This is a genomic window from Pantoea sp. X-Soil-ISGK-259 (genome assembly GCF_059730705.1).
Genome location: NZ_AP035986.1, coordinates 2,769,220 through 2,789,433, shown reverse-complemented (window position 1 = coordinate 2,789,433; position 20,214 = coordinate 2,769,220). Strand labels below are relative to the sequence as shown.

Annotated in this window: 17 protein-coding genes; 13 read left to right on the top strand and 4 right to left on the bottom strand. The window is 53.6% G+C overall.

All coding sequences use genetic code 11. The features are described 5' to 3' along the window. Positions 1-141 precede the first annotated feature (141 nt). Both yfcF and yfcD read left to right on the top strand, forming a co-directional pair. Positions 142-783, top strand: coding sequence for a glutathione transferase (yfcF, locus tag AC6I77_RS13055; RefSeq protein WP_497817000.1), 642 nt, complete (start codon positions 142-144; stop codon positions 781-783). A 108-nt stretch (positions 784-891) separates the two neighbouring features. Next, entirely contained in the window at positions 892-1,416 is a 525-nt protein-coding gene (gene yfcD / locus AC6I77_RS13050; RefSeq protein ID WP_003854255.1) for an NUDIX hydrolase YfcD, read from the top strand. Between the two features lie 110 nt (positions 1,417-1,526). Here the strand turns inward: yfcD and pta are convergent, their stop codons facing one another. Next, entirely contained in the window at positions 1,527-3,656 is a 2,130-nt protein-coding gene (gene pta, locus AC6I77_RS13045) for a phosphate acetyltransferase (protein ID WP_033743374.1), read from the bottom strand. Positions 3,657-3,742: 86 nt separating this feature from the next. Next, positions 3,743-4,945, bottom strand: coding sequence for an acetate kinase (ackA, locus tag AC6I77_RS13040; RefSeq protein ID WP_187512878.1), 1,203 nt, complete (start codon positions 4,943-4,945; stop codon positions 3,743-3,745). 337 nt (positions 4,946-5,282) lie between these two features. On the opposite strand from ackA, the gene yfbV reads away from it, so the two are divergent. The 3 genes from yfbV to AC6I77_RS13025 all read left to right on the top strand — a co-directional run bounded on the left by yfbV (position 5,283) and on the right by AC6I77_RS13025 (position 7,048). Beyond that, positions 5,283-5,735, top strand: coding sequence for a terminus macrodomain insulation protein YfbV (gene yfbV, locus AC6I77_RS13035; RefSeq protein WP_497816999.1), 453 nt, complete (start codon positions 5,283-5,285; stop codon positions 5,733-5,735). 145 nt (positions 5,736-5,880) lie between these two features. Next, the gene (locus tag AC6I77_RS13030; RefSeq protein ID WP_003854251.1) at positions 5,881-6,375 is read left to right on the top strand and encodes a YfbU family protein; all 495 of its coding nucleotides are present in this window, start codon (positions 5,881-5,883) and stop codon (positions 6,373-6,375) included. A 13-nt stretch (positions 6,376-6,388) separates the two neighbouring features. Next, on the top strand, positions 6,389-7,048 hold the full coding sequence (locus tag AC6I77_RS13025; RefSeq protein WP_314508868.1) for a sugar phosphatase: 660 nt from the start codon (positions 6,389-6,391) through the stop codon (positions 7,046-7,048). Between the two features lie 29 nt (positions 7,049-7,077). Here AC6I77_RS13025 and yfbR read toward each other — a convergent pair whose 3' ends face one another. Continuing rightward, the gene (yfbR, locus tag AC6I77_RS13020) at positions 7,078-7,677 is read right to left on the bottom strand and encodes a 5'-deoxynucleotidase (RefSeq protein ID WP_003854249.1); all 600 of its coding nucleotides are present in this window, start codon (positions 7,675-7,677) and stop codon (positions 7,078-7,080) included. A 69-nt stretch (positions 7,678-7,746) separates the two neighbouring features. Continuing rightward, positions 7,747-8,964 carry a pyridoxal phosphate-dependent aminotransferase gene (locus AC6I77_RS13015; RefSeq protein ID WP_003854248.1) on the bottom strand — a complete coding sequence of 406 codons (1,218 nt, stop codon included), beginning with the start codon at positions 8,962-8,964 and terminating at the stop codon, positions 7,747-7,749. Positions 8,965-9,928: 964 nt separating this feature from the next. Here AC6I77_RS13015 and lrhA point away from each other — a divergent pair. From lrhA to nuoH, 8 genes are all read left to right on the top strand, one after another. Beyond that, positions 9,929-10,852 (top strand): transcriptional regulator LrhA, encoded by a 924-nt coding sequence (gene lrhA / locus AC6I77_RS13010; RefSeq protein ID WP_003854247.1) that lies wholly within the window; start codon positions 9,929-9,931, stop codon positions 10,850-10,852. Between the two features lie 638 nt (positions 10,853-11,490). After that, positions 11,491-11,934 (top strand): NADH-quinone oxidoreductase subunit A, encoded by a 444-nt coding sequence (locus AC6I77_RS13005; protein ID WP_003854246.1) that lies wholly within the window; start codon positions 11,491-11,493, stop codon positions 11,932-11,934. A gap of 15 nt (positions 11,935-11,949) precedes the next feature. Then, positions 11,950-12,627 carry a NuoB/complex I 20 kDa subunit family protein gene (locus AC6I77_RS13000; protein WP_003854245.1) on the top strand — a complete coding sequence of 226 codons (678 nt, stop codon included), beginning with the start codon at positions 11,950-11,952 and terminating at the stop codon, positions 12,625-12,627. A 113-nt stretch (positions 12,628-12,740) separates the two neighbouring features. After that, positions 12,741-14,540: an NADH-quinone oxidoreductase subunit C/D gene (gene nuoC / locus AC6I77_RS12995; protein WP_375150313.1), complete on the top strand. Its 1,800-nt coding sequence runs from the start codon at positions 12,741-12,743 to the stop codon at positions 14,538-14,540. Positions 14,541-14,542: 2 nt separating this feature from the next. Beyond that, positions 14,543-15,058, top strand: coding sequence for an NADH-quinone oxidoreductase subunit NuoE (gene nuoE, locus AC6I77_RS12990; protein WP_003854243.1), 516 nt, complete (start codon positions 14,543-14,545; stop codon positions 15,056-15,058). A 2-nt stretch (positions 15,059-15,060) separates the two neighbouring features. Next, on the top strand, positions 15,061-16,401 hold the full coding sequence (nuoF, locus tag AC6I77_RS12985) for an NADH-quinone oxidoreductase subunit NuoF (protein WP_497817225.1): 1,341 nt from the start codon (positions 15,061-15,063) through the stop codon (positions 16,399-16,401). 109 nt (positions 16,402-16,510) lie between these two features. Then, a complete protein-coding gene (gene nuoG / locus AC6I77_RS12980) occupies positions 16,511-19,234 on the top strand; it encodes an NADH-quinone oxidoreductase subunit NuoG (RefSeq protein WP_497816998.1) in 2,724 nt (907 codons plus the stop codon). Continuing rightward, positions 19,231-20,208 carry an NADH-quinone oxidoreductase subunit NuoH gene (nuoH, locus tag AC6I77_RS12975; protein WP_003854240.1) on the top strand — a complete coding sequence of 326 codons (978 nt, stop codon included), beginning with the start codon at positions 19,231-19,233 and terminating at the stop codon, positions 20,206-20,208. The genes nuoG and nuoH overlap by 4 nt, the downstream gene beginning before the upstream one ends. Positions 20,209-20,214: the final 6 nt, after the last annotated feature.

Here is a 20,214-nt window from a genome sequence, read left to right as displayed (position 1 = left end):
CATAGAAGAGTGGAGCCACTCTATAGTGAGTCGCGTCGCGGTTTCTTCTTCTGAAGGAAGAGATCGGATCAGCTCAGCGTTGCCTTCGCAAAAAAAAATCGGTAAACATGATGCAATCCTGACAGCCAATTGAGGTAACCGATGAATTATCCGCCCATCACCCTGTGGTCAGATTCATCATTTTTCAGTCCTTACGCCATGTCGGCCTACGTTGCCCTTAACGAAAAAGGGATTCCGTTCCACCTGAAACGCGTCGATTTGTCGCAGAATCAGCAATACGCAGCGGCATACCGTGAGTTGTCGCTGACCTGCCGGGTTCCGACCCTGCAGATTGATGACTTTCTGTTAAGCGAATCCTCGGCGATAACCGAATATCTTGAAGAGCGTTTTCCGGCACCCGAGTTTGAACGTCTCTATCCTCGCGACCGCGAAAATCGCGCGCGCGCGAGAGAGATTCAGGCCTGGCTGCGCAGTGACTTCCTGTGGATTCGTCAGGAGCGTCCGACAGAGGTGCTGTTTGCCGGTGAACGCTTTGCGCCGCTGACCGCGTCAGCGCAGCAGGCGGTGGATAAACTCGTTACGGCTGTCGAACGTCTGCTGCCAGACGGACAGCAGAACCTGTTTGGCGAGTGGTCAATTGCAGATACCGATCTGGCGGTGATGCTTAACCGGCTGGTACTGCATGGCGATCCTCTGCCTGCACGCTTACAGCAATATGCTGAGTTTCAGTGGCAACGCGCCTCGGTACAGCTGTGGTTAGCAGAAAGTGGTAAAAATCGGTAACAGCCGGGGCTTGCTCATGCTGGCGTAAGTGATTACCTTACGCCACATAAAAATAACGACGTGGCAAACTGCGTACGCAACTGTACGCCAAACAGGAAAGGGTTACGGATGGTGGATCAAACTGCGGGTGACGGCATTGAGTGGGTCGATATCGTAAACGAAGAGAATGAAGTCGTTGCTCAGGCGACACGCGCGCAGATGCGTGCTCAGTGCCTGCGTCACCGCGCCACTTATATCGTGGTTCATGACGGTATGGGTAAGATTCTGGTACAGCGTCGCACTGAGATAAAAGATTTTATGCCGGGCAAACTGGACGCAACCGCAGGCGGCGTGGTGCAGAGCGGTGAAGATATGCTGGAATCTGCGCGACGTGAAGCGGAAGAGGAGTTAGGGATTGCCGCCGTGCCGTTTGCTGAGCATGGCAAATTCTACTTCGAAGATCAGCATTGCCGTGTCTGGGGCGGTCTGTTCAGTTGTGTGTCACATGGCCCTTTCGCCATGCAGGAATCGGAAGTCGATGAGATTATCTGGATGACGCCCGATGAGATCACCGCACGCTGTGATGAATTTACCGACGATTCGCTGAAAGCGCTCTCTCTGTGGATGAGCCGCAACGGTGATAACCGGGCCTGAAAACGGGCGCATTCATACCAGTGACCGACGCGCATTAACGTGGACTGCCCGGTTACCGGCGAAAAAAAAGGCATGCCTCGTGGCATGCCTTTTTCGTTGTTACCAGACGCTTAACCTTCAGCCTGCTGTGACTGAATAGCCGTCAGGGCGATGGTATAGACGATGTCGTCAACCAGCGCACCGCGCGACAGATCGTTGACCGGCTTACGCATACCCTGCAGCATCGGTCCGATTGAGATCAGATCGGCTGAACGCTGTACCGCTTTGTAGGTGGTGTTACCGGTGTTGAGATCCGGGAAGATAAACACGGTAGCGCGACCTGCAACCTGTGAATTTGGCGCTTTCGATTTCGCCACATCTTCCATGATCGCGGCGTCATACTGCAGCGGACCATCGATGACCAGATCAGGACGTTTCTCCTGCGCAATGCGCGTTGCTTCACGCACTTTCTCAACATCGCTACCTGCACCTGACGTGCCGGTAGAGTAGGAGATCATCGCCACACGCGGATCGATACCAAAGGCGCTGGCAGAATCCGCTGACTGGATAGCAATCTCAGCCAGCTGCTCAGCGGTAGGATCCGGGTTAATGGCGCAGTCACCGTAGACCAGCACCTGCTCCGGCAGCAGCATAAAGAACACGGATGAAACCAGCGAGCTGTTCGGCGCGGTTTTGATCAACTGCAGTGGCGGACGAATGGTGTTGGCGGTGGTGTGAACCGCGCCTGAAACCAGACCATCCACTTCACCGCTCTCCAGCATCATGGTGCCGAGAACCACGTTATCTTCCAGCTGCTCCTGAGCGACCACTTCGGTCATGCCTTTGCTCTTACGCAGCTCAACCAGACGTGGCACGTAGTTTTCACGTACCTGTTCCGGGTCAACAATTTCGACACCTTTGCCCAGTACGACACCCTGAGCCGCAGCGACACGCTGAATCTCATCCGGATTGCCTAACAGGACGCAGGTGGCGATACCGCGCTCAGCACAGATAGAGGCCGCTTTAACCGTACGCGGCTCATCACCCTCTGGCAGCACGACACGTTTACCCGCTTTACGCGCGAGCTCAGTCAGCTGGTAGCGGAAGGCTGGAGGTGACAGGCGACGGCTGCGCTCAGAGGTGGCGGTCAGTGACTCAATCCACTCGGCATTAATGTAGCTGGCCACATATTCCTGCACTTTCTCAATGCGCTGCGTATCGTCAGCAGGCACTTCAAGATTAAAGCTCTGCAGGCTCAGGGAGGTCTGCCAGGTGTTGGTTTTCACCATAAACACCGGCAGGCCGGTCTGGAAAGCCCGGTCGCAGAGACGGGCGATGCGATCGTCAATCTCATAGTTACCGGTCAGCAGAATTGCACCAATCTCAATGCCGTTCATCGCGGCCAGACAGGCGGCGACCAGCACATCAGGGCGGTCTGCGGAAGTCACCAGCAGTGAGCCAGGACGGAAATGCTCCAGCATGTGCGGGATACTGCGCGCACAGAAGGTGACGGATTTGACCCGGCGGGTCTGAATTTCACCTTCATTGATGATACGCGCATCCAGGTGGCGGCACATATCGATCGCGCGGGTAGCAATCAGATCAAAGCTCCACGGCACGCAGCCCAGCACCGGCAGCGGGCTGTCTGAGAACAGCTGCTTTGGATCGATGTTGGCGATGCTCGCTTTTGAGGAGTCATCAAAGATCTCTGACAGGTCAGGACGGGTACGCCCCTGATCATCCACCGGCGCGTTGAGTTTGTTGATAATAACGCCCGTGATATTTTTGTTCTTCTGACCGCCGAAGCTGCTTTGAGTCAGTTCAATGCGCTCTTTCAACTGTGCCGGCGAGTCATTGCCCAGCGCCATCACGAAGACGATTTCTGCGTTCAGGGTTTTGGCGATTTCGTAGTTCAGCGCGTTGGCAAACTGATGCTTACGGGTCGGCACAAGCCCTTCAACCAGAACCACTTCCGCATCCTGCGTGTTGGCATGGTAACGGGAGATGATCTCTTCCATCAGCACATCCTGCTGGTTCGATCCCAGCAGAGATTCCACACGTGACATCTGCAGCGGTTCAGCGGCAGGAATCGAGGAGTTCTTACGGATAATCGTGGTGGTTTGATCCGGCGTATCGCCGCCGCTACGCGGCTGAGCAATTGGCTTGAAGACGCTGAGACGGACGCCTTTGCGCTCCATGGCGCGAATAACGCCGAGGCTGACGCTGGTCAGGCCGACGCTGGTGCCGGTCGGAATGAGCATAATTGTACGTGACACGTTTGAACCTCTCAGTAATGGCAGGGTGTCAAAAACAACTCCGTCAGCCTGAGCTGACGGAGAGAAGTGTTTTACGCAGTCAGCCGCGCGGCGTCCTGGGCGATGACCAGTTCTTCGTTGGTCGGAATCACCAGCGCCGGGCGAGTGCCTTCTTTATTGATGTAACCAGATTTGCCGAAACGGGCGGCCAGGTTGCGATCGTGGTCAACTTCAAAGCCCAGCAGCGCCAGTTTTTTCAGTGAGAGTTCACGCACCATCGCGGCGTTTTCGCCGATGCCGCCGGTAAACACGACGGCGTCAAGACGGCCATCCATCAGCGCGGTGTAACTGCCGATATATTTCGCCAGACGATGACAGAAGACATCCATTGCACGCTTCGCATCTTCTTTGGTGCTGTAGTTATCTTCAACGTAGCGGCAGTCGCTGGTGACTTCGGTCAGACCTAACAGGCCAGACTCTTTAGTCAGCAGTTTATTGATGGCATCAACGCTCATACCCAGCGTATCGTGGAGGAAGAAGACTATCGCCGGGTCGATGTCGCCACTGCGCGTACCCATCACCAGGCCTTCCAGCGGGGTCAGACCCATTGAGGTGTCCACGCACTCGCCGTTGCGAATCGCAGAGACCGAACCGCCGTTGCCGAGGTGACAGGTGATGATGTTCAGTGACGTCAGTGGCTTGTTAAGCATTTTGGCCGCTTCGTGAGTCACGTAGAAGTGGCTGGTACCATGTGCGCCATAGCGACGAACGCCATGCTCTTTGTACAATTTGTACGGCAGCGCATAGAGATAAGACTCTTCCGGCATTGTCTGATGGAAAGCGGTGTCAAATACCGCGACATTCTTGTCTGACAGGTGAGGGAAATTTTTCATCGCTTCATCAATCCCGATCAGATGAGCCGGATTGTGCAGCGGTGCGAAAGAGGAGGCGTCTTTGATGCCCTGGACGACTTCTTCAGTAATGATGACTGACTGCGTCAGTTTTTCGCCGCCATGAACGATACGATGGCCGATTGCAGCAATTTGTGCCGAAAGCTCAGGTTTTTGTGCCAGAATGGATTTAACGATAAAGTTCAGCGCTTCGCTGTGCGCTGCGCCAGCACCCAGAGGCGCTTCCTGTTTTTCGCCTTCCAGCTTCCATTTGATACGGGCTTCAGGAAGATGGAAACATTCCGCCAGGCCTGACAGGAACTCTTCACCGCTGGCAGGGTTAAGAATGGCAAACTTAAGGGAAGAGCTGCCACAGTTCAGAACCAGAACTAACTTACTCGACATGGAAGTACCTATTTTTTGAGAGTGGCTAAATTAAACGCAATCAGACTATCAGCGTAGCCCATGAAAGCTGGTAGATTAATGACAAACATCATGCGGTAGACAGAAATCTGCGATTCCGCAAAAAATTTCGGTAATCTTACGCGAAAATTTTAAGATTGCCTTGTCGAAACTTGGCTCAGGCCTCTTCCCAAAGGCGCATTCCGCTTCCGGAGAGGTGTTAAAACGGCGTCAGAATAGCTGGAGTCATCTTTAAAGACAAAAATAATTGAAGGTTGTTACGTAAAGTTGTGTCTTTATAACTATTTTTTAATCTTTGCAGTATTAGTTGAGGTGAGCCATGGCGAATGAATCTGGCAGTACCAATTGGTTTCGGATGTTTCAGCGCGGCCAACACTATATGAAGACCTGGCCTGCTGATAAGCGCCTGGCCCCCGTGTTCCCGGAAAACCGGGTTTCATCGGCAACCAGTTTTGCCATTCGTTTTATGCCACCTCTGGCGATTTTTACGCTGACCTGGCAGATTGCGATGGGCGGTCAGTTAGGCCCGGCCGTGGCGACTGCGCTGTTTGCCTGCAGCCTGCCGATGCAGGGACTGTGGTGGCTGGGCAAGCGTTCAGTGACGCCACTGCCGCCAACGCTGCTTAACTGGTTTCATGAGGTGCGTACCCGACTGGAAGAAGCCGGGCAGGCGATAGCACCGGTTGAAGGCAAGCCGACTTATCAGGCACTGGCCGATCTGCTTAAGCGGGCGTTTAAACAGCTCGACCGCACCTTCCTCGACGATCTCTAGGCAAACCCAGGCTGGCGGTAAAATAATTACCGCTAACCTGCGGCCAAATCAAAGAAAGGCGAGACGGCGGTTTCCGTGTCGTTAACGCTGTGCAATCATTTCTCCATTGTCGATTAACTGAGCGGTCTCTGACCGGGAGTCAATGATGGAAATGACCCATGCACAGCGTTTGATTCTCACTAACCAGTATAAAATCATGGCGATGCTTGAGCCTGAAAATGCTGAACGCTTCCGCCGTTACCAGACCATCATCGAACGCGGCTATGCGCTGCAGATGCGTGAGCTGGACAAAGAGTTTGGCGAACTCAGCGAAGCGATCTGCCGGACGGTGATCGATATTATGGAGATGCATCATGCCCTCCATGTTTCCTGGTCGAACCTTAAAGATAAAGGTCAGCTTGAAGCGCGCCGTCTCGCCTTTTTGGGCTTTGATGCGGCAACTGAAGCGCGGCTGCTGGGCTACGTCCGTTTTATGGTGAATACAGAAGGGCGGTATACCCACTTCGATTCCGGTACTCACGGTTTCAATGCCCAGACCCCAATGTGGGAAAAGTATCAACGCATGTTAGCTTTGTGGCAGACTTGTCCGCGCCAGTACCATTTAAGTGCAAATGAAATTGCACAAGTGATCAATGCCTGAAGAGGAGGAGCGCGTGACCTACAGAGGTTTTCTATTTGATTTAGACGGCACGCTGGTGGATTCGCTGCCAGCGGTTGAACGAGCCTGGAGCCAGTGGGGTGCCCGTCATGGTATCGCCGCTGATGAGATTCTGGATTTTATCCATGGCAAACAGGCGATCACCTCTTTGCGTCATTTTATGGCAGGTCAGTCGGAAGAGGCTATACAGGCGGAGTTTACCGCGCTGGAGCAGGCTGAAGCGGCGGACACCGACGGTGTGCAGGCGCTGCCCGGTGCCGTCGCGTTGCTGAACCGGCTGAACGAACTGAATATTCCCTGGGCAATTGTCACCTCAGGCTCGGTGCCGGTCGCTCATGCCCGTCACAAAGCCGCGGGGTTACCAAAGCCTGCTGTGTTCATTACGGCTGAGCAGGTGGCGAAAGGTAAACCTGAACCCGATCCTTACCTGCTGGGTGCGGAGAAACTGGGGTTAGCGGCGACATCGTGCGTAGTGGCAGAAGATGCTCCCGCCGGAATTTTATCCGGCCTGAATGCGGGCTGCACGGTGATTGCTATTAATCCTGCGGCGGAGACACCCCGGCTGGATGACGTGGCGCTTAAGCTCGAATCGCTGGCATCGCTGGTAGTTTCCCGCGAGTCTGACGGCAGTTTTACCTTTAGTCAGCAGGCTTAAGGGTCCGCCCGGCGGCCAGTTCGCCGGGCTTACAAAGGCGTATCCTGCGAGATTTCATCCAGTGACAGGCTGAAGCTCGGAATGAACACGTCAACGAAGTAATCCATCTCCGGCGAACGACGCTGCGCCAGGGTCTTTTCCAGCCGCGCTTTCGCCAGTAAAAATTCATTATTCCCGGCAGACAACTCTTCAAGACACTTAACATAGGCACAGAGCGCATCCGCCTGTTTCACAACGGCCTGCTCCTCTTCGCTATGCAGATGCTCATCGATCAGCGGGCGATAGATTTCCTGAAACTCTTCCGGCAGCATCTCAATCAGCTTTTGCTGAGCAATCTTTTCGATTTTCTTATATTCGTGGGCGATCTGCGCGTTGTAATACTTCACCGGTGTCGGTAAATCGCCGGTAAGCACTTCACTGGCATCGTGATAAAGCGCCAGCATGGCAATACGATCGGCATTAAGCGACCCGCTGAACCTGAGATTTTTGATCACCGCCAGGGCGTGCGCCACCATAGCGACCTGCAGACTGTGTTCCGAGACATTTTCGGTGCGCACATTGCGCATCAGCGGCCAGCGATTAATCAGCTTAAGACGGGAGAGGTGAGCAAAGAAGTGGCTTTGTGTCATGCGCGTTCCTGTTGGCAGGCAGGGGAGAGACCGGCTCTCCCCAAATAACGTCAGTATACGCGGGCGTGATTACTGACGATAGCCTTGCAGGAAACGCCCAAATTTATTAATCGCCATCTCCAGATCATCGACGCGTGGCAGCGTAACGATGCGAAGATGATCGGGCCACGGCCAGTTGAACGCACTGCCCTGAACCAGCAACACTTTTTCCTGTAACAGAAAATCCAGCACCATCTTCTGATCGTCGAAGATATTGAATTTTTTGGCATCGATTTTCGGGAACATGTAGAGCGCGCCCTGCGGCTTCACACAGCTGACGCCAGGAATATCATTGATCAACTCCCATGCACGCTGGCGCTGCTCGTAGAGACGACCACCAGGCATGATAAATTCGCTGATGCTCTGATAGCCGCCCAGTGCCGTCTGAATCGCATGCTGCGCCGGGACGTTGGCACACAGACGCATTGAGGCGAGCATTTCCAGCCCTTCAATATAGCCTTTCGCATGTTTCTTCGGCCCGTTCAGTACCATCCAGCCCTGACGGAAACCGGCCACGCGATAGGTTTTGGAGAGGCCATTGAACGTCACGGTCAGCAGATCGGGCGCCAGGGCCGCAATGCAGTGATGCTGGGCGTCGTCGTAAAGGATCTTGTCGTAGATTTCGTCGGCGAAAATGATCAGATTATGCTGACGCGCAATTTCAACCACCTCTAACAGCAGTTCTTTACTGTAGACCGCGCCGGTAGGGTTATTCGGGTTGATGATCACGATGCCACGGGTACGAGGCGTTATCTTGCTACGGATATCATCCAGATCAGGGAACCAGCCGGCAGACTCATCACACAGATAGTGCACCGCTTTACCGCTGGAGAGAGAAACCGCGGCTGTCCATAAGGGATAGTCGGGCGCGGGCACCAGCATTTCGTCGCCGCTATTCAGTAACGCCTGCATCGCCTGCACGATGAGTTCTGATACCCCGTTACCGATATAAATATCTTCTACCGTGACATCGCGCATGTCGCGTGCCTGATAGTGCTGCATGATTGCTTTACGGGCGGAGTAGAGGCCCTTGGAGTCGCAATAACCCTGAGCGCTGGGAAGGTTACGAATGACATCAACCAGGATCTCATCCGGTGCTTCGAAACCAAACGGCGCCGGATTGCCAATGTTCAGCTTGAGAACTTTATTACCTTCTTCTTCAAGGCGCTTAGCCTCTTTCAGTACCGGTCCACGGATGTCATAGCAGACGTTATCGAGTTTTCCGGATTTATCAATTTGAAAAGTCATTGTTACCGCCTTGATGGGCAGAATCCTTGTGGCTGCCACAGAAATCGAACCAGCACAATGTACTCTCCTCACGGTCACAAAAGAAGGGTGCCGCCCCGTTTTGGCGGGTTCAACAACTTTTTGCAGAATGCGTAGCGTAAAAAGTAACAGCTCTCGCTGAGGGTGGTTAATAAAACTATGTATAAAGAAATTTTTAGAATTTTAATCCACCCAAAACCGTAGCGAGCCAACATCTGCCTCTGGAATTTAAAAAGGTTTGTGGACTCAATACGGAGAGATATTTTCTTTACCGCTGAAATATACACTTTGAGGAATAGTTAAAATTTATTTTATTAATGTTCGTTTTATGGCCAGTTTTATAACATGAGATCTATTTACGCCTTAACACTGCTTAAGAGTGTGCTGTTTAAGGCCTTGTGATCGCCGGAAAAGTACCAAAAAAGGCGTTTCATTCGGCACCTTAAATACAGGATAGTGAGCACTACTTAACACTTCCTCACTAATTTTCAGAACGTTGAAGGGTTAAAAAGTGATCAATAATGTGGCATAAGGGTCACGAAATGCCTTTGTCACAAAATTTACAGCGCTTTTCACAAAATCATTTCCATTTTGAAGTCAAAAATGATTAAGTATAATTTATTATTTAGTGCACTTAGCCGCTTCGCCTTGATAGCCCGCTAAGTGTAGTTTTTATCCCGCCCGATTCATTCCGGTGGGAATAAGACAACTAAACAGCTTCCTGCATTTGCGCACCCCAGCGCCATCGGTACAGAAGAAGTTGTCTCTGTCTTAAAGCATCGTGCTCCCTTCGGGTGAGTCAACGGTGCAGGTTCCACATAAAATTTTTTTTATGTCAGTCTTCACACAGGACTGTCATTAAGCACCATTACCGCTTATCACTTTGATAAGCTTGTAATAACACCAGGGTAGTAGTTCGTAAAAATCTTATAAGTGAAGAAAAAACATGACTAATGCAAATCGTCCGATACTGAATCTCGACCTCGATCTGCTGAGAACTTTCGTTGCCGTTGCGGATTTGAATACCTTTGCAGCCGCCGCTGCAGCGGTCTGCAGAACCCAGTCAGCAGTCAGTCAGCAGATGCAGCGTCTGGAGCAATTGGTAGGTAAAGAGCTGTTTGCCAGACATGGACGTAATAAGCTTTTAACAGAGCATGGGATCCAGCTTTTAGGCTATGCCAGAAAAATTCTTCGTTTTAACGACGAAGCCTGCACATCTCTGATGTACAGCAACATTCAGGGCGTACTGACTATTGGTGCCTCTGATGACACCTCTGACACTATTCTGCCGTTCCTGTTAAACCGGGTGACCTCGGTTTATCCGAAACTGGCCATTGATGTGCGGGTTAAACGTAATCCATTCATGATGGAAATGCTCAATCAGGGTGAAGTTGACCTGGTGGTGACAACGTCCAGCCCGGGCAACTTTACCTATCAGGTACTGCGTACTTCACCCACCTTGTGGTACTGCGCAGCGGACTATATCTTCCAGCGCGGCGAAGCGATTCCATTGGTGCTGCTGGATGAGCCAAGTCCTTACCGTGATATGGCCATTGATCATCTCAATGAAGCCGGTATCCCATGGCGTATCTCTTACGTCGCTTCTACTCTGGCTGCCGTACGAGCTGCAGTGAAAGCGGGTCTTGGCGTAACAGCGCGCCCGGTCGAGATGATGAGCCCGGAACTGCGTGTTATGGGTGCGGCTGAAGGTCTGCCGGTTCTCCCGGATACGCAGTATCTGCTGTGCCGTAATCCTGACAGTGATAATGAGCTGGCGCTTGCTATCTTTAATGCCATGCAGTCTACTAATGATCCGTACAATCTGAGCAACAATCCAGACGGTGCGTTGCTGTTGGATGACGAAGAGTAATAGCGCTAACGTGTTGTACTCAACATCAGCGCCATTGCCTTAACAAACGCTTATAAATAAGCCTCTCATTCTTTGAACAGAACGAGGGGCTTTTTTACTATCTGACCCTTGTCAGACTCGCCCCGACGACAACCTCCCTGATGTAAATCCCTCACTGTATTTCACTCCATTACAAACTGAAATCTGCAATCCATAAAAACGAACCTTTTGTTCCGTATCAAGGCTTCAGGTGGAGGAAATTAACGCAAAAAGGGCAAAAGTGTGTTCTGGATCAAGAAAATACCCCTGCTAAGGGGAAGGAAAAAAGAGTCATACCTGTCAAAATATGTTTGTTAAACGCACGATCCATGCGTGTGATTACCCGCTACACTAAAATTAACCCTACAGACTGAAGCGATTTAGCTGGAAAGCGGGGCATCATTTGTTAATAATATGATGCAGGTGTGAAATAATGTTTGGATACTTTTGTCAAAGTTGACAAAAGGTTATAGAAAGGAGTAAAAAACCCCATTAAATTGCTGTTTATTCCGTAATAACAGTGACATTTAAAAGGTTTTTACCCTTCCCTTGAATCGATGTGGTCAGTTTGCTGCGGGAAACGCGTGCAGGATGCCAGCGCCACTTTTGATGAGTAAGCAATGAGTATGTCAACTACCACCGAAATCATCGCTCAGCACTGGGCGTTTATCGTATTTATCGTTATTGCCTTTGGCTTGTGTGCTTTCATGCTGACCGGAGGATGGTTGCTTGGCGGCAGAGCGCGCGCCCGCTATAAAGACACGCCATTCGAATCGGGCATTGAATCCGTTGGTGACACCCATATCCGCCTGTCGGCGAAATTTTATCTGGTTGCGATGTTTTTCGTCATTTTTGACGTCGAAGCCCTCTTTTTATACGCATGGGCGACTTCAATCCGCGAAAGCGGTTGGGTCGGCTTTGTGGAAGCCGCAATTTTCATTTTGGTGCTCCTTGCGGGTCTGGTCTATCTGGTACGCATTGGCGCACTGGACTGGGCTCCAGCTCGCCGTCGCGTAGTGGTGAAAACTACTACGGTCAGCCACACCAATCCTCATAAGCAGTAAAAGAGAGGCAATAAGATGGACTATACGCTCACCCGCATAGACCCGAACGGTGGTGAGAACGACCGTTATCCTCTGCAAAAGCAGGAAATCGTCAGCGATCCGCTGGAGCAGCACGTTCATCGCAGCGTTTATATGGGCAAACTCGAAAATGCCCTGCATGACATGGTGAACTGGGGACGTAAAAACTCACTCTGGCCTTATAACTTTGGCCTGTCCTGTTGTTACGTTGAGATGACCACATCGTTTACCGCGGTCCATGACGTGGCACGTTTTGGTGCTGAAGTTATGCGCGCCTCGCCACGCCAGGCGGATTTCATGGTTATTGCCGGCACGCCGTTTACCAAAATGGCTCCGGTTATTCAGCGTTTATACGATCAGATGCTGGAGCCAAAATGGGTGATCTCAATGGGTGCCTGCGCAAATTCGGGCGGCATGTATGACATCTATTCGGTGGTGCAGGGCGTCGATAAATTCCTGCCAGTAGATGTCTATATTCCTGGCTGCCCGCCACGTCCTGAAGCCTACATGCAGGCACTGCTGCTGTTGCAGGAGTCGATCGGCAAAGAGCGCCGTCCGCTTTCATGGGTTGTCGGCGACCAGGGCGTTTACCGCGCTAACATGCCTTCAGAGCGTGAAAGAAAACGCGGCGAGCGCATCGCAGTCACAAACCTGCGCAGCCCGGACGAAGTTTAAAACCGTATGGATGGAAAAGAGCGCCTGCAGCAGAACATCACAATTTAATGCATGGCCCCATCCTGACGCCTTCATTTGAGTGCCTGAGACCAGGCCGGAATGGTGAGTAACGTATGACAGATTTGACCACGCAAGATCTCGCTCAGCCTTCATGGCAAACCCGTGATCACCTTGATGACCCGGTGATCGGCGAGTTGCGTAACCGTTTTGGGCCGGATGCCTTCACTGTACAGCCAACCCGCACCGGCATTCCGGTGGTCTGGGTTAAGCGTGAACAGATACTGGAAATTACCGAGTTCCTGCGTAAATTAACGAAGCCTTACGTCATGCTGTATGACCTGCATGGCGTGGATGAGCGTTTACGTACCCACCGTGCAGGCCTGCCTGCGGCGGATTTTTCCGTTTTCTACCACCTGCTGTCGATTGAACGCAACCGCGACATCATGCTCAAGGTGGCACTCTCTGAAAACGACATGCATCTGCCGACCATCACCCGTCTTTTCCCGAATGCCAACTGGTATGAGCGTGAAACCTGGGAGATGTTTGGTATTACCTTTGATGGTCACCCGCACCTGACGCGCATCATGATGCCGTCTACCTGGGAAGGCCATCCGCTGCGTAAAGATTACCCGGCGCGCGCCACCGAATTCGATCCTTTCACGCTGACTAAGCAGAAAGAAGATTTAGAGATGGAGGCGCTGACCTTTAAGCCTGAAGACTGGGGCATGAAGCGCAGCACCACCAACGAAGACTTCATGTTCCTGAACCTCGGGCCTAACCACCCGTCGGCGCACGGTGCGTTCCGCATCATCCTGCAGCTGGACGGTGAAGAGATTGTCGACTGCGTACCTGACATCGGTTATCACCATCGTGGTGCCGAAAAGATGGGTGAGCGTCAGTCCTGGCACAGCTACATTCCTTACACTGACCGTATCGAGTACCTCGGCGGCTGCGTAAACGAAATGCCTTACGTGCTGGCGGTAGAAAAACTGGCTGGTATCGTGGTGCCCGATCGCGTAAACGTGATCCGCGTGATGCTCTCTGAGCTGTTCCGCATTAACAGCCATCTGCTTTATATCTCGACCTTTATTCAGGACGTCGGCGCGATGACGCCGGTGTTCTTTGCCTTTACCGATCGCCAGAAAATCTATGACGTGGTTGAAGCCATTACCGGTTTCCGTATGCACCCGGCCTGGTTCCGTATCGGTGGTGTAGCACACGACCTGCCGCGAGGCTGGGAACGTCTGCTGCGTGACTTCCTGGACTGGATGCCGAAGCGTCTGAAGGAATATGACAAAGCGGCACTGCGTAACACCGTGCTGATTGGTCGTTCAAAAGGCGTTGCTGCTTACAATATGGAAGAGGCGCTGGCGTGGGGCACGACCGGTGCCGGCCTGCGTGCCACGGGTCTCGACTTTGACGTGCGCAAATGGCGTCCATACTCAGGCTACGAAAACTTCGATTTCGAAATCCCGGTCGGCGACGGCGTCAGCGATGCTTACAGCCGTGTTCAGCTGAAGATGGAAGAGATGTGGCAGTCCCTGCGTATCCTTGAGCAGTGTCTCAACAATATGCCAGAGGGGCCGTTTAAAGCGGATCATCCGCTGACCACGCCACCACCGAAAGAGCGTACGCTGCAGCACATCGAAACGCTGATCACCCACTTCCTGCAGGTTTCGTGGGGACCGGTGATGCCAGCCAATGAATCGTTCCAGATGATTGAAGCGACGAAAGGGATCAACAGCTACTACCTGACCAGCGATGGCAGCACCATGAGCTACCGCACCCGCGTGCGTACGCCGAGCTTCCCGCATCTGCAGCAGATTCCTTCAGTAATCCGTGGCAGCCTGGTATCCGACCTGATCGTATATCTGGGTAGTATCGATTTTGTTATGTCAGACGTGGACCGCTAATTATGCACGATCAACACATTGCCATTAAAACGATCGACCCTAACGAGGTCTTCGTGCTGAGCGCGGAAGAGCATCACGCTATTGAGCACGAAAAACACCACTACGAAGATGCGCGTGCAGCCTCCATTGAAGCGCTGAAGATCGTGCAGAAACAGCGCGGCTGGGTGCCGGACGGCGCAATCAACGCGATTGCCGACGTACTGGGTATCCCGGCGAGTGATGTTGAAGGGGTGGCGACGTTTTATAGCCAGATCTTCCGTCAGCCGGTTGGCCGTCATGTGATCCGTTATTGTGACAGCGTGGTCTGTCACATCACCGGTTATCAGGGCATCCAGTCCGCACTGGAGCAGCAGCTGAATATCAAACCGGGTCAAACCACTGCTGATGGCCGCTTTACGCTGCTGCCAACCTGCTGCCTGGGTAACTGTGACAAGGGCCCAACGATGATGGTGGATGAAGACACGCATGTTCATCTGACGCCGGAAGGCATTCCCTCTTTGCTGGAGCAGTATCAATGACAATCAAACAGATCATTCGTACTGCTGAAACCCATCCGCTCACCTGGCGGATGCGTGACGACAAGCAACCTGTCTGGCTTGATGAATATCGCAGCAAAAACGGCTATGCCGGTGCGGAAAAAGCGCTGAAAAGCATGTCACAGGATGAAATTGTCGCGGCAGTCAAAGACTCCGGCCTGAAAGGGCGCGGCGGTGCAGGCTTCTCTACCGGTCTGAAGTGGAGCCTGATGCCGAAAGATGAGTCGATGAACATCCGTTACCTGCTGTGTAACGCCGATGAAATGGAGCCAGGCACCTATAAAGACCGCCTGCTGATGGAGCAGATGCCTCACCAGCTGGTGGAAGGCATGCTGATCAGCGCCTTTGCGCTAAAGGCCTACCGTGGCTACATCTTCTTACGTGGCGAATACATTGAAGCGGCGGTGCATCTGCGCCGTGCGATTGCTGAAGCCACGGAAGCGGGCTATCTCGGTAAAAATATTCTCGGTACCGGCTTCGACTTTGAGTTGATCGTCCATACCGGCGCAGGGCGTTATATCTGCGGCGAAGAGACGGCACTGATTAACTCACTGGAAGGCCGTCGTGCTAACCCGCGTTCCAAGCCGCCATTCCCGGCGAGTGCGGGCGCGTGGGGCAAACCAACATGCGTGAACAACGTAGAGACCCTCTCGAACGTGCCGGCGATTCTGGCCAACGGTGTGGAGTGGTACAAAAACATCTCTAAAAGTGAAGATGCCGGTACCAAAATGATGGGCTTCTCCGGGCGGGTTAAAAATCCCGGCGTCTGGGAGCTGCCATTCGGTATCACCGCACGTGAGATCCTGGAAGATTATGCAGGCGGCATGCGTGACGGACTGAAGTTCAAGGCCTGGCAGCCCGGCGGCGCAGGGACTGACTTCCTGACCGACCAGCACCTGGATCTGCCGATGGAATTTGCCAGCATTGGCAAAGCGGGCAGTCGTCTGGGTACGGCGCTGGCAATGGCCGTTGATCACGAGATCAACATGGTTTCCCTGGTGCGTAACCTGGAAGAGTTCTTTGCCCGTGAGTCGTGCGGCTGGTGTAGTCCGTGTCGTGACGGTCTGCCGTGGAGCGTGAAAATTCTGCGTGCGCTGGAGCATAAACAGGGCCAGCCAGGCGATATTGAAACCTTACTGCAACTCTGCCGTCAGCTTGGCCCGGGTAAAACCTTCTGTGCGCATGCGCCAGGTGCGGTTGAGCCGCTGCAAAGTGCGATTAAATATTTCCGTGAAGAGTTTGAAGCCGGCATGGCGCCGCAGGTGTTTGGTAATACCCGTGCCATTGGCGGGATCCAGCCAAACCTGCTGAAAGCGCGCTGGTAATTCACCAAAAACGGAACAGGCCTGGTGCCGCCGCCCCGACAATGTCGTGCGTCGGGGCAAGAATATGATTAACGCTCGTCTCTGACGAGCCTTACGGAAGCATGTCACTATGGCTACAATTCATGTAGACGGTAAAGAGTATGATGTGAACGGAGCGGACAACCTGCTACAGGCATGTCTCTCTCTGGGCCTTGATATTCCTTACTTTTGCTGGCATCCGGCGCTGGGAAGCGTTGGGGCCTGCCGCCAGTGTGCGGTAAAGCAATTCCAGAATGCCGAAGATACCCGCGGCCGTCTTGTCATGTCCTGCATGACACCGGCCTCTGACGGCACATTCATCTCCATCGATGATGGCGAAGCGAAAGAGTTCCGCGAAAGCGTGGTGGAGTGGCTGATGACCAACCACCCGCACGACTGTCCGGTGTGCGAAGAGGGCGGTAACTGTCACCTGCAGGATATGACAGTAATGACCGGCCACAGCTTCCGCCGCTATCGCTTCACCAAACGTACTCACCGTAATCAGGATCTCGGTCCGTTCATCTCCCACGAGATGAACCGCTGTATCGCCTGTTACCGCTGTGTGCGTTACTACAAAGATTATGCCGATGGCAAAGATCTGGGTGTCTACGGCGCGCATGACAACGTCTACTTTGGTCGCCCGGAAGATGGCACGCTGGAAAGCGAGTTCTCTGGCAACCTGGTTGAAATCTGCCCGACCGGCGTCTTCACGGATAAAACCCACTCAGAACGCTATAACCGTAAATGGGATATGCAGTTTGCGCCGAGCATCTGCCAGCAGTGCAGTGTCGGCTGTAACACCAGCCCTGGTGAGCGTTATGGTGAGTTGCGTCGTATCGAAAACCGCTATAACGGCACCGTAAATCACTACTTCCTGTGTGACCGTGGCCGCTTTGGCTATGGCTACGTGAACCGCAAAGATCGTCCGCGTCAGCCGATGCTGCTGCGCGGCAATGACTGGGTCACGCTGAACGCAGAGCAGGCGGTCAATGCCGGTGCAGATTTGCTGCGTCAGGCGAAGAAAGTGATCGGTATCGGCTCGCCGCGCGCCAGCGTTGAAAGTAACTTTGCACTGCGTGAACTGGTGGGCGCAGAGAACTTCTCAACCGGTATGCCAGCGGACGAGCAGGCCCGTCTTGAACTGATGCTCAAAGTCCTGCGCGAAAGCGGTGTCTATACGCCATCGCTGCGTGAAATTGAAAGCTACGATGCGGTGCTGGTGCTGGGTGAAGACCTTACACAGGTTGGTGCTCGCGTGGCACTCTCTGTCCGTCAGGCGGTAAAAGGCAAAGCGCGTGATATGGCCGCTGCGCAGAAAGTCGCAGACTGGCAGATCGCCGCCATTATGAACATCGGTCAGAACGCGAAGCATCCTCTGTTCGTTACCCATGTTGATGAAACCCGTCTGGATGATATCGCGGCATGGAGCTATCGTGCGCCGGTTGAAGATCAGGCGCGCCTCGGCTTCGCTATCGCCAGTGCACTGGATGAATCTGCTCCGGCAGTGACCGATTTCGACAGCAAGCTCAACGGGAAAATGGATGTTGTCGTTCAGGCGCTGGCCGGCGCGAAAAAGCCATTAATCATCTCCGGTACTCACTCAGGCAGCAGCGCAGTCATTGAAGCCGCAGCGAACGTGGCGAAAGCCCTGAAGGCACGCGGCGCAGATGTCGGCATTACTCTGCTGGCGGGTCACGCCAACAGCATCGGTCTGGGCATGATCGGCGGTAATCCGCTGGAGCATGCGCTGGAGCAACTGAGCAACGGCGAAGCCGATGCGCTGGTGGTGCTGGAAAATGACCTCTATCGTCACGCACCAAAAGCCGTGGTGGATGCAGCCCTGGCGCAGACCACGAACGTGATTGTGGTTGATCATCAGCGTACAGCCACGCTGGAGAAAGCGGGCCTGGTGTTATCCACCGCCAGCTTCGCTGAAAGCGACGGGACGTCTATTAACCATGAAGGCCGCGCCCAGCGTTTCTTCCAGGTTTACGATCCTGCCTATTACGACAGCAACGTTGTGATGCTGGAAAGCTGGCGCTGGCTGCACTCGCTGCACAGCACGCTGGAAAGCCGTCACGTGGACTGGACGCAGCTCGATCACGTGATCGATGCCGTGGTGACCCGTCTGCCACAGCTCGCGGGTATTAAAGAAGCGGCACCTGACGCCAGCTTCCGCATCCGTGGTCAGAAACTGGCGCGTTCTCCAATACGTAACAGTGGACGTACTGCGATGCGCGCGAATATCAGCGTTCATGAACCGCGTCAGCCGCAGGACCAGGACACCATGTTCGCCTTCTCTATGGAAGGGAACAACCAGCCATCAGCTCCGCGTTCGCAGATTCCGTTTGCCTGGGCTCCAGGCTGGAACTCACCGCAGGCGTGGAACAAGTTCCAGGCTGAAGTGGGCGGCAAACTGCGTCATGGCGATCCGGGCGTACGCCTGTTTGAAGCCAGCAACAGTGAGCTGCCATGGTTCACAACCGTTCCTGCCGCGTTTGTCAGTGATGCGAAGTGGCGTGTGGCGCCTCTCCACCGGTTGTTCGGTAGCGAAGAGATGTCACAGCGTTCACCGGTCTTCCAGCAGCGCATGACAGAGCCTGCATTGGTGATTAACCCGGAGGATGCAGCGAAGCTGGGCGTCAACAATGGCGCGGCGGTTGAATTCAGCTGTGCCGGCGAGACAGTGCGTCTGCCGGTCCGTTTCTCGGCGTCACTGCAGGCGGGTCAGATTGGTCTGCCGCTGGGTATGCCGGGCGTTCCGCCATTCCTGGCGAACAGTAAAATCGACACTCTGCAGGAGGCGGCGCAATGAGCTGGTTAACACCGGACGTTATCGACATTCTGCTGGCCATTGTTAAAGCCATTGTGATTCTGCTGGTGGTTGTGGCCTGCGGCGCGTTCATGAGCTTCGCCGAGCGTCGTCTGCTCGGCCTGTTCCAGAACCGTTACGGACCTAACCGCGTCGGCTGGGGCGGCTCGCTCCAGCTGGTTGCGGACATGATCAAAATGTTCTTTAAAGAGGACTGGGTTCCGCCATTTACCGACCGCTTTATCTTTACCCTTGCGCCGGTTATTGCCTTTGTTTCTCTGCTGCTGGCCTTTGCTATCGTGCCAGTGTCGCCAACCTGGATGGTGACAGACCTGAATATCGGTCTGCTGTTCTTCCTGATGATGGCGGGCCTTGCGGTCTACGCCGTGCTGTTTGCTGGCTGGTCGAGTAACAACAAATACTCGCTGCTGGGTGCGATGCGCGCCTCGGCGCAGACGCTGAGCTACGAAGTGTTCCTGGGTCTGTCGCTGATGGGTGTGGTGGCGCAGGCGGGCTCGTTCAACATGAACGATATCGTCAACAGCCAGACGCACCTGTGGAACATCATTCCGCAGTTCTTTGGTTTCGTAACCTTCTGTATTGCTGGCGTGGCGGTGTGTCACCGTCATCCCTTTGACCAGCCAGAAGCGGAGCAGGAACTGGCAGATGGTTATCACATTGAATATGCCGGCATGAAGTTTGGCCTATTCTTTGTCGGCGAATATGTGGCGATTACCACCGTTTCAGCGCTGATCGTAACGCTGTTCTTTGGTGGCTGGCACGGACCTTTCCTGCCGCCGTTCATCTGGTTCGCCCTGAAAACGGCGTTCTTTATGATGATGTTCATCCTGATTCGTGCTGCGCTTCCGCGTCCACGCTACGACCAGGTGCTGTCATTCGGCTGGAAAGTGTGTCTGCCGTTGACGCTGTTGAACCTGCTGGCGACTGCCGCAGTGATTCTCTACACAGCGCCGTAAGGGGTT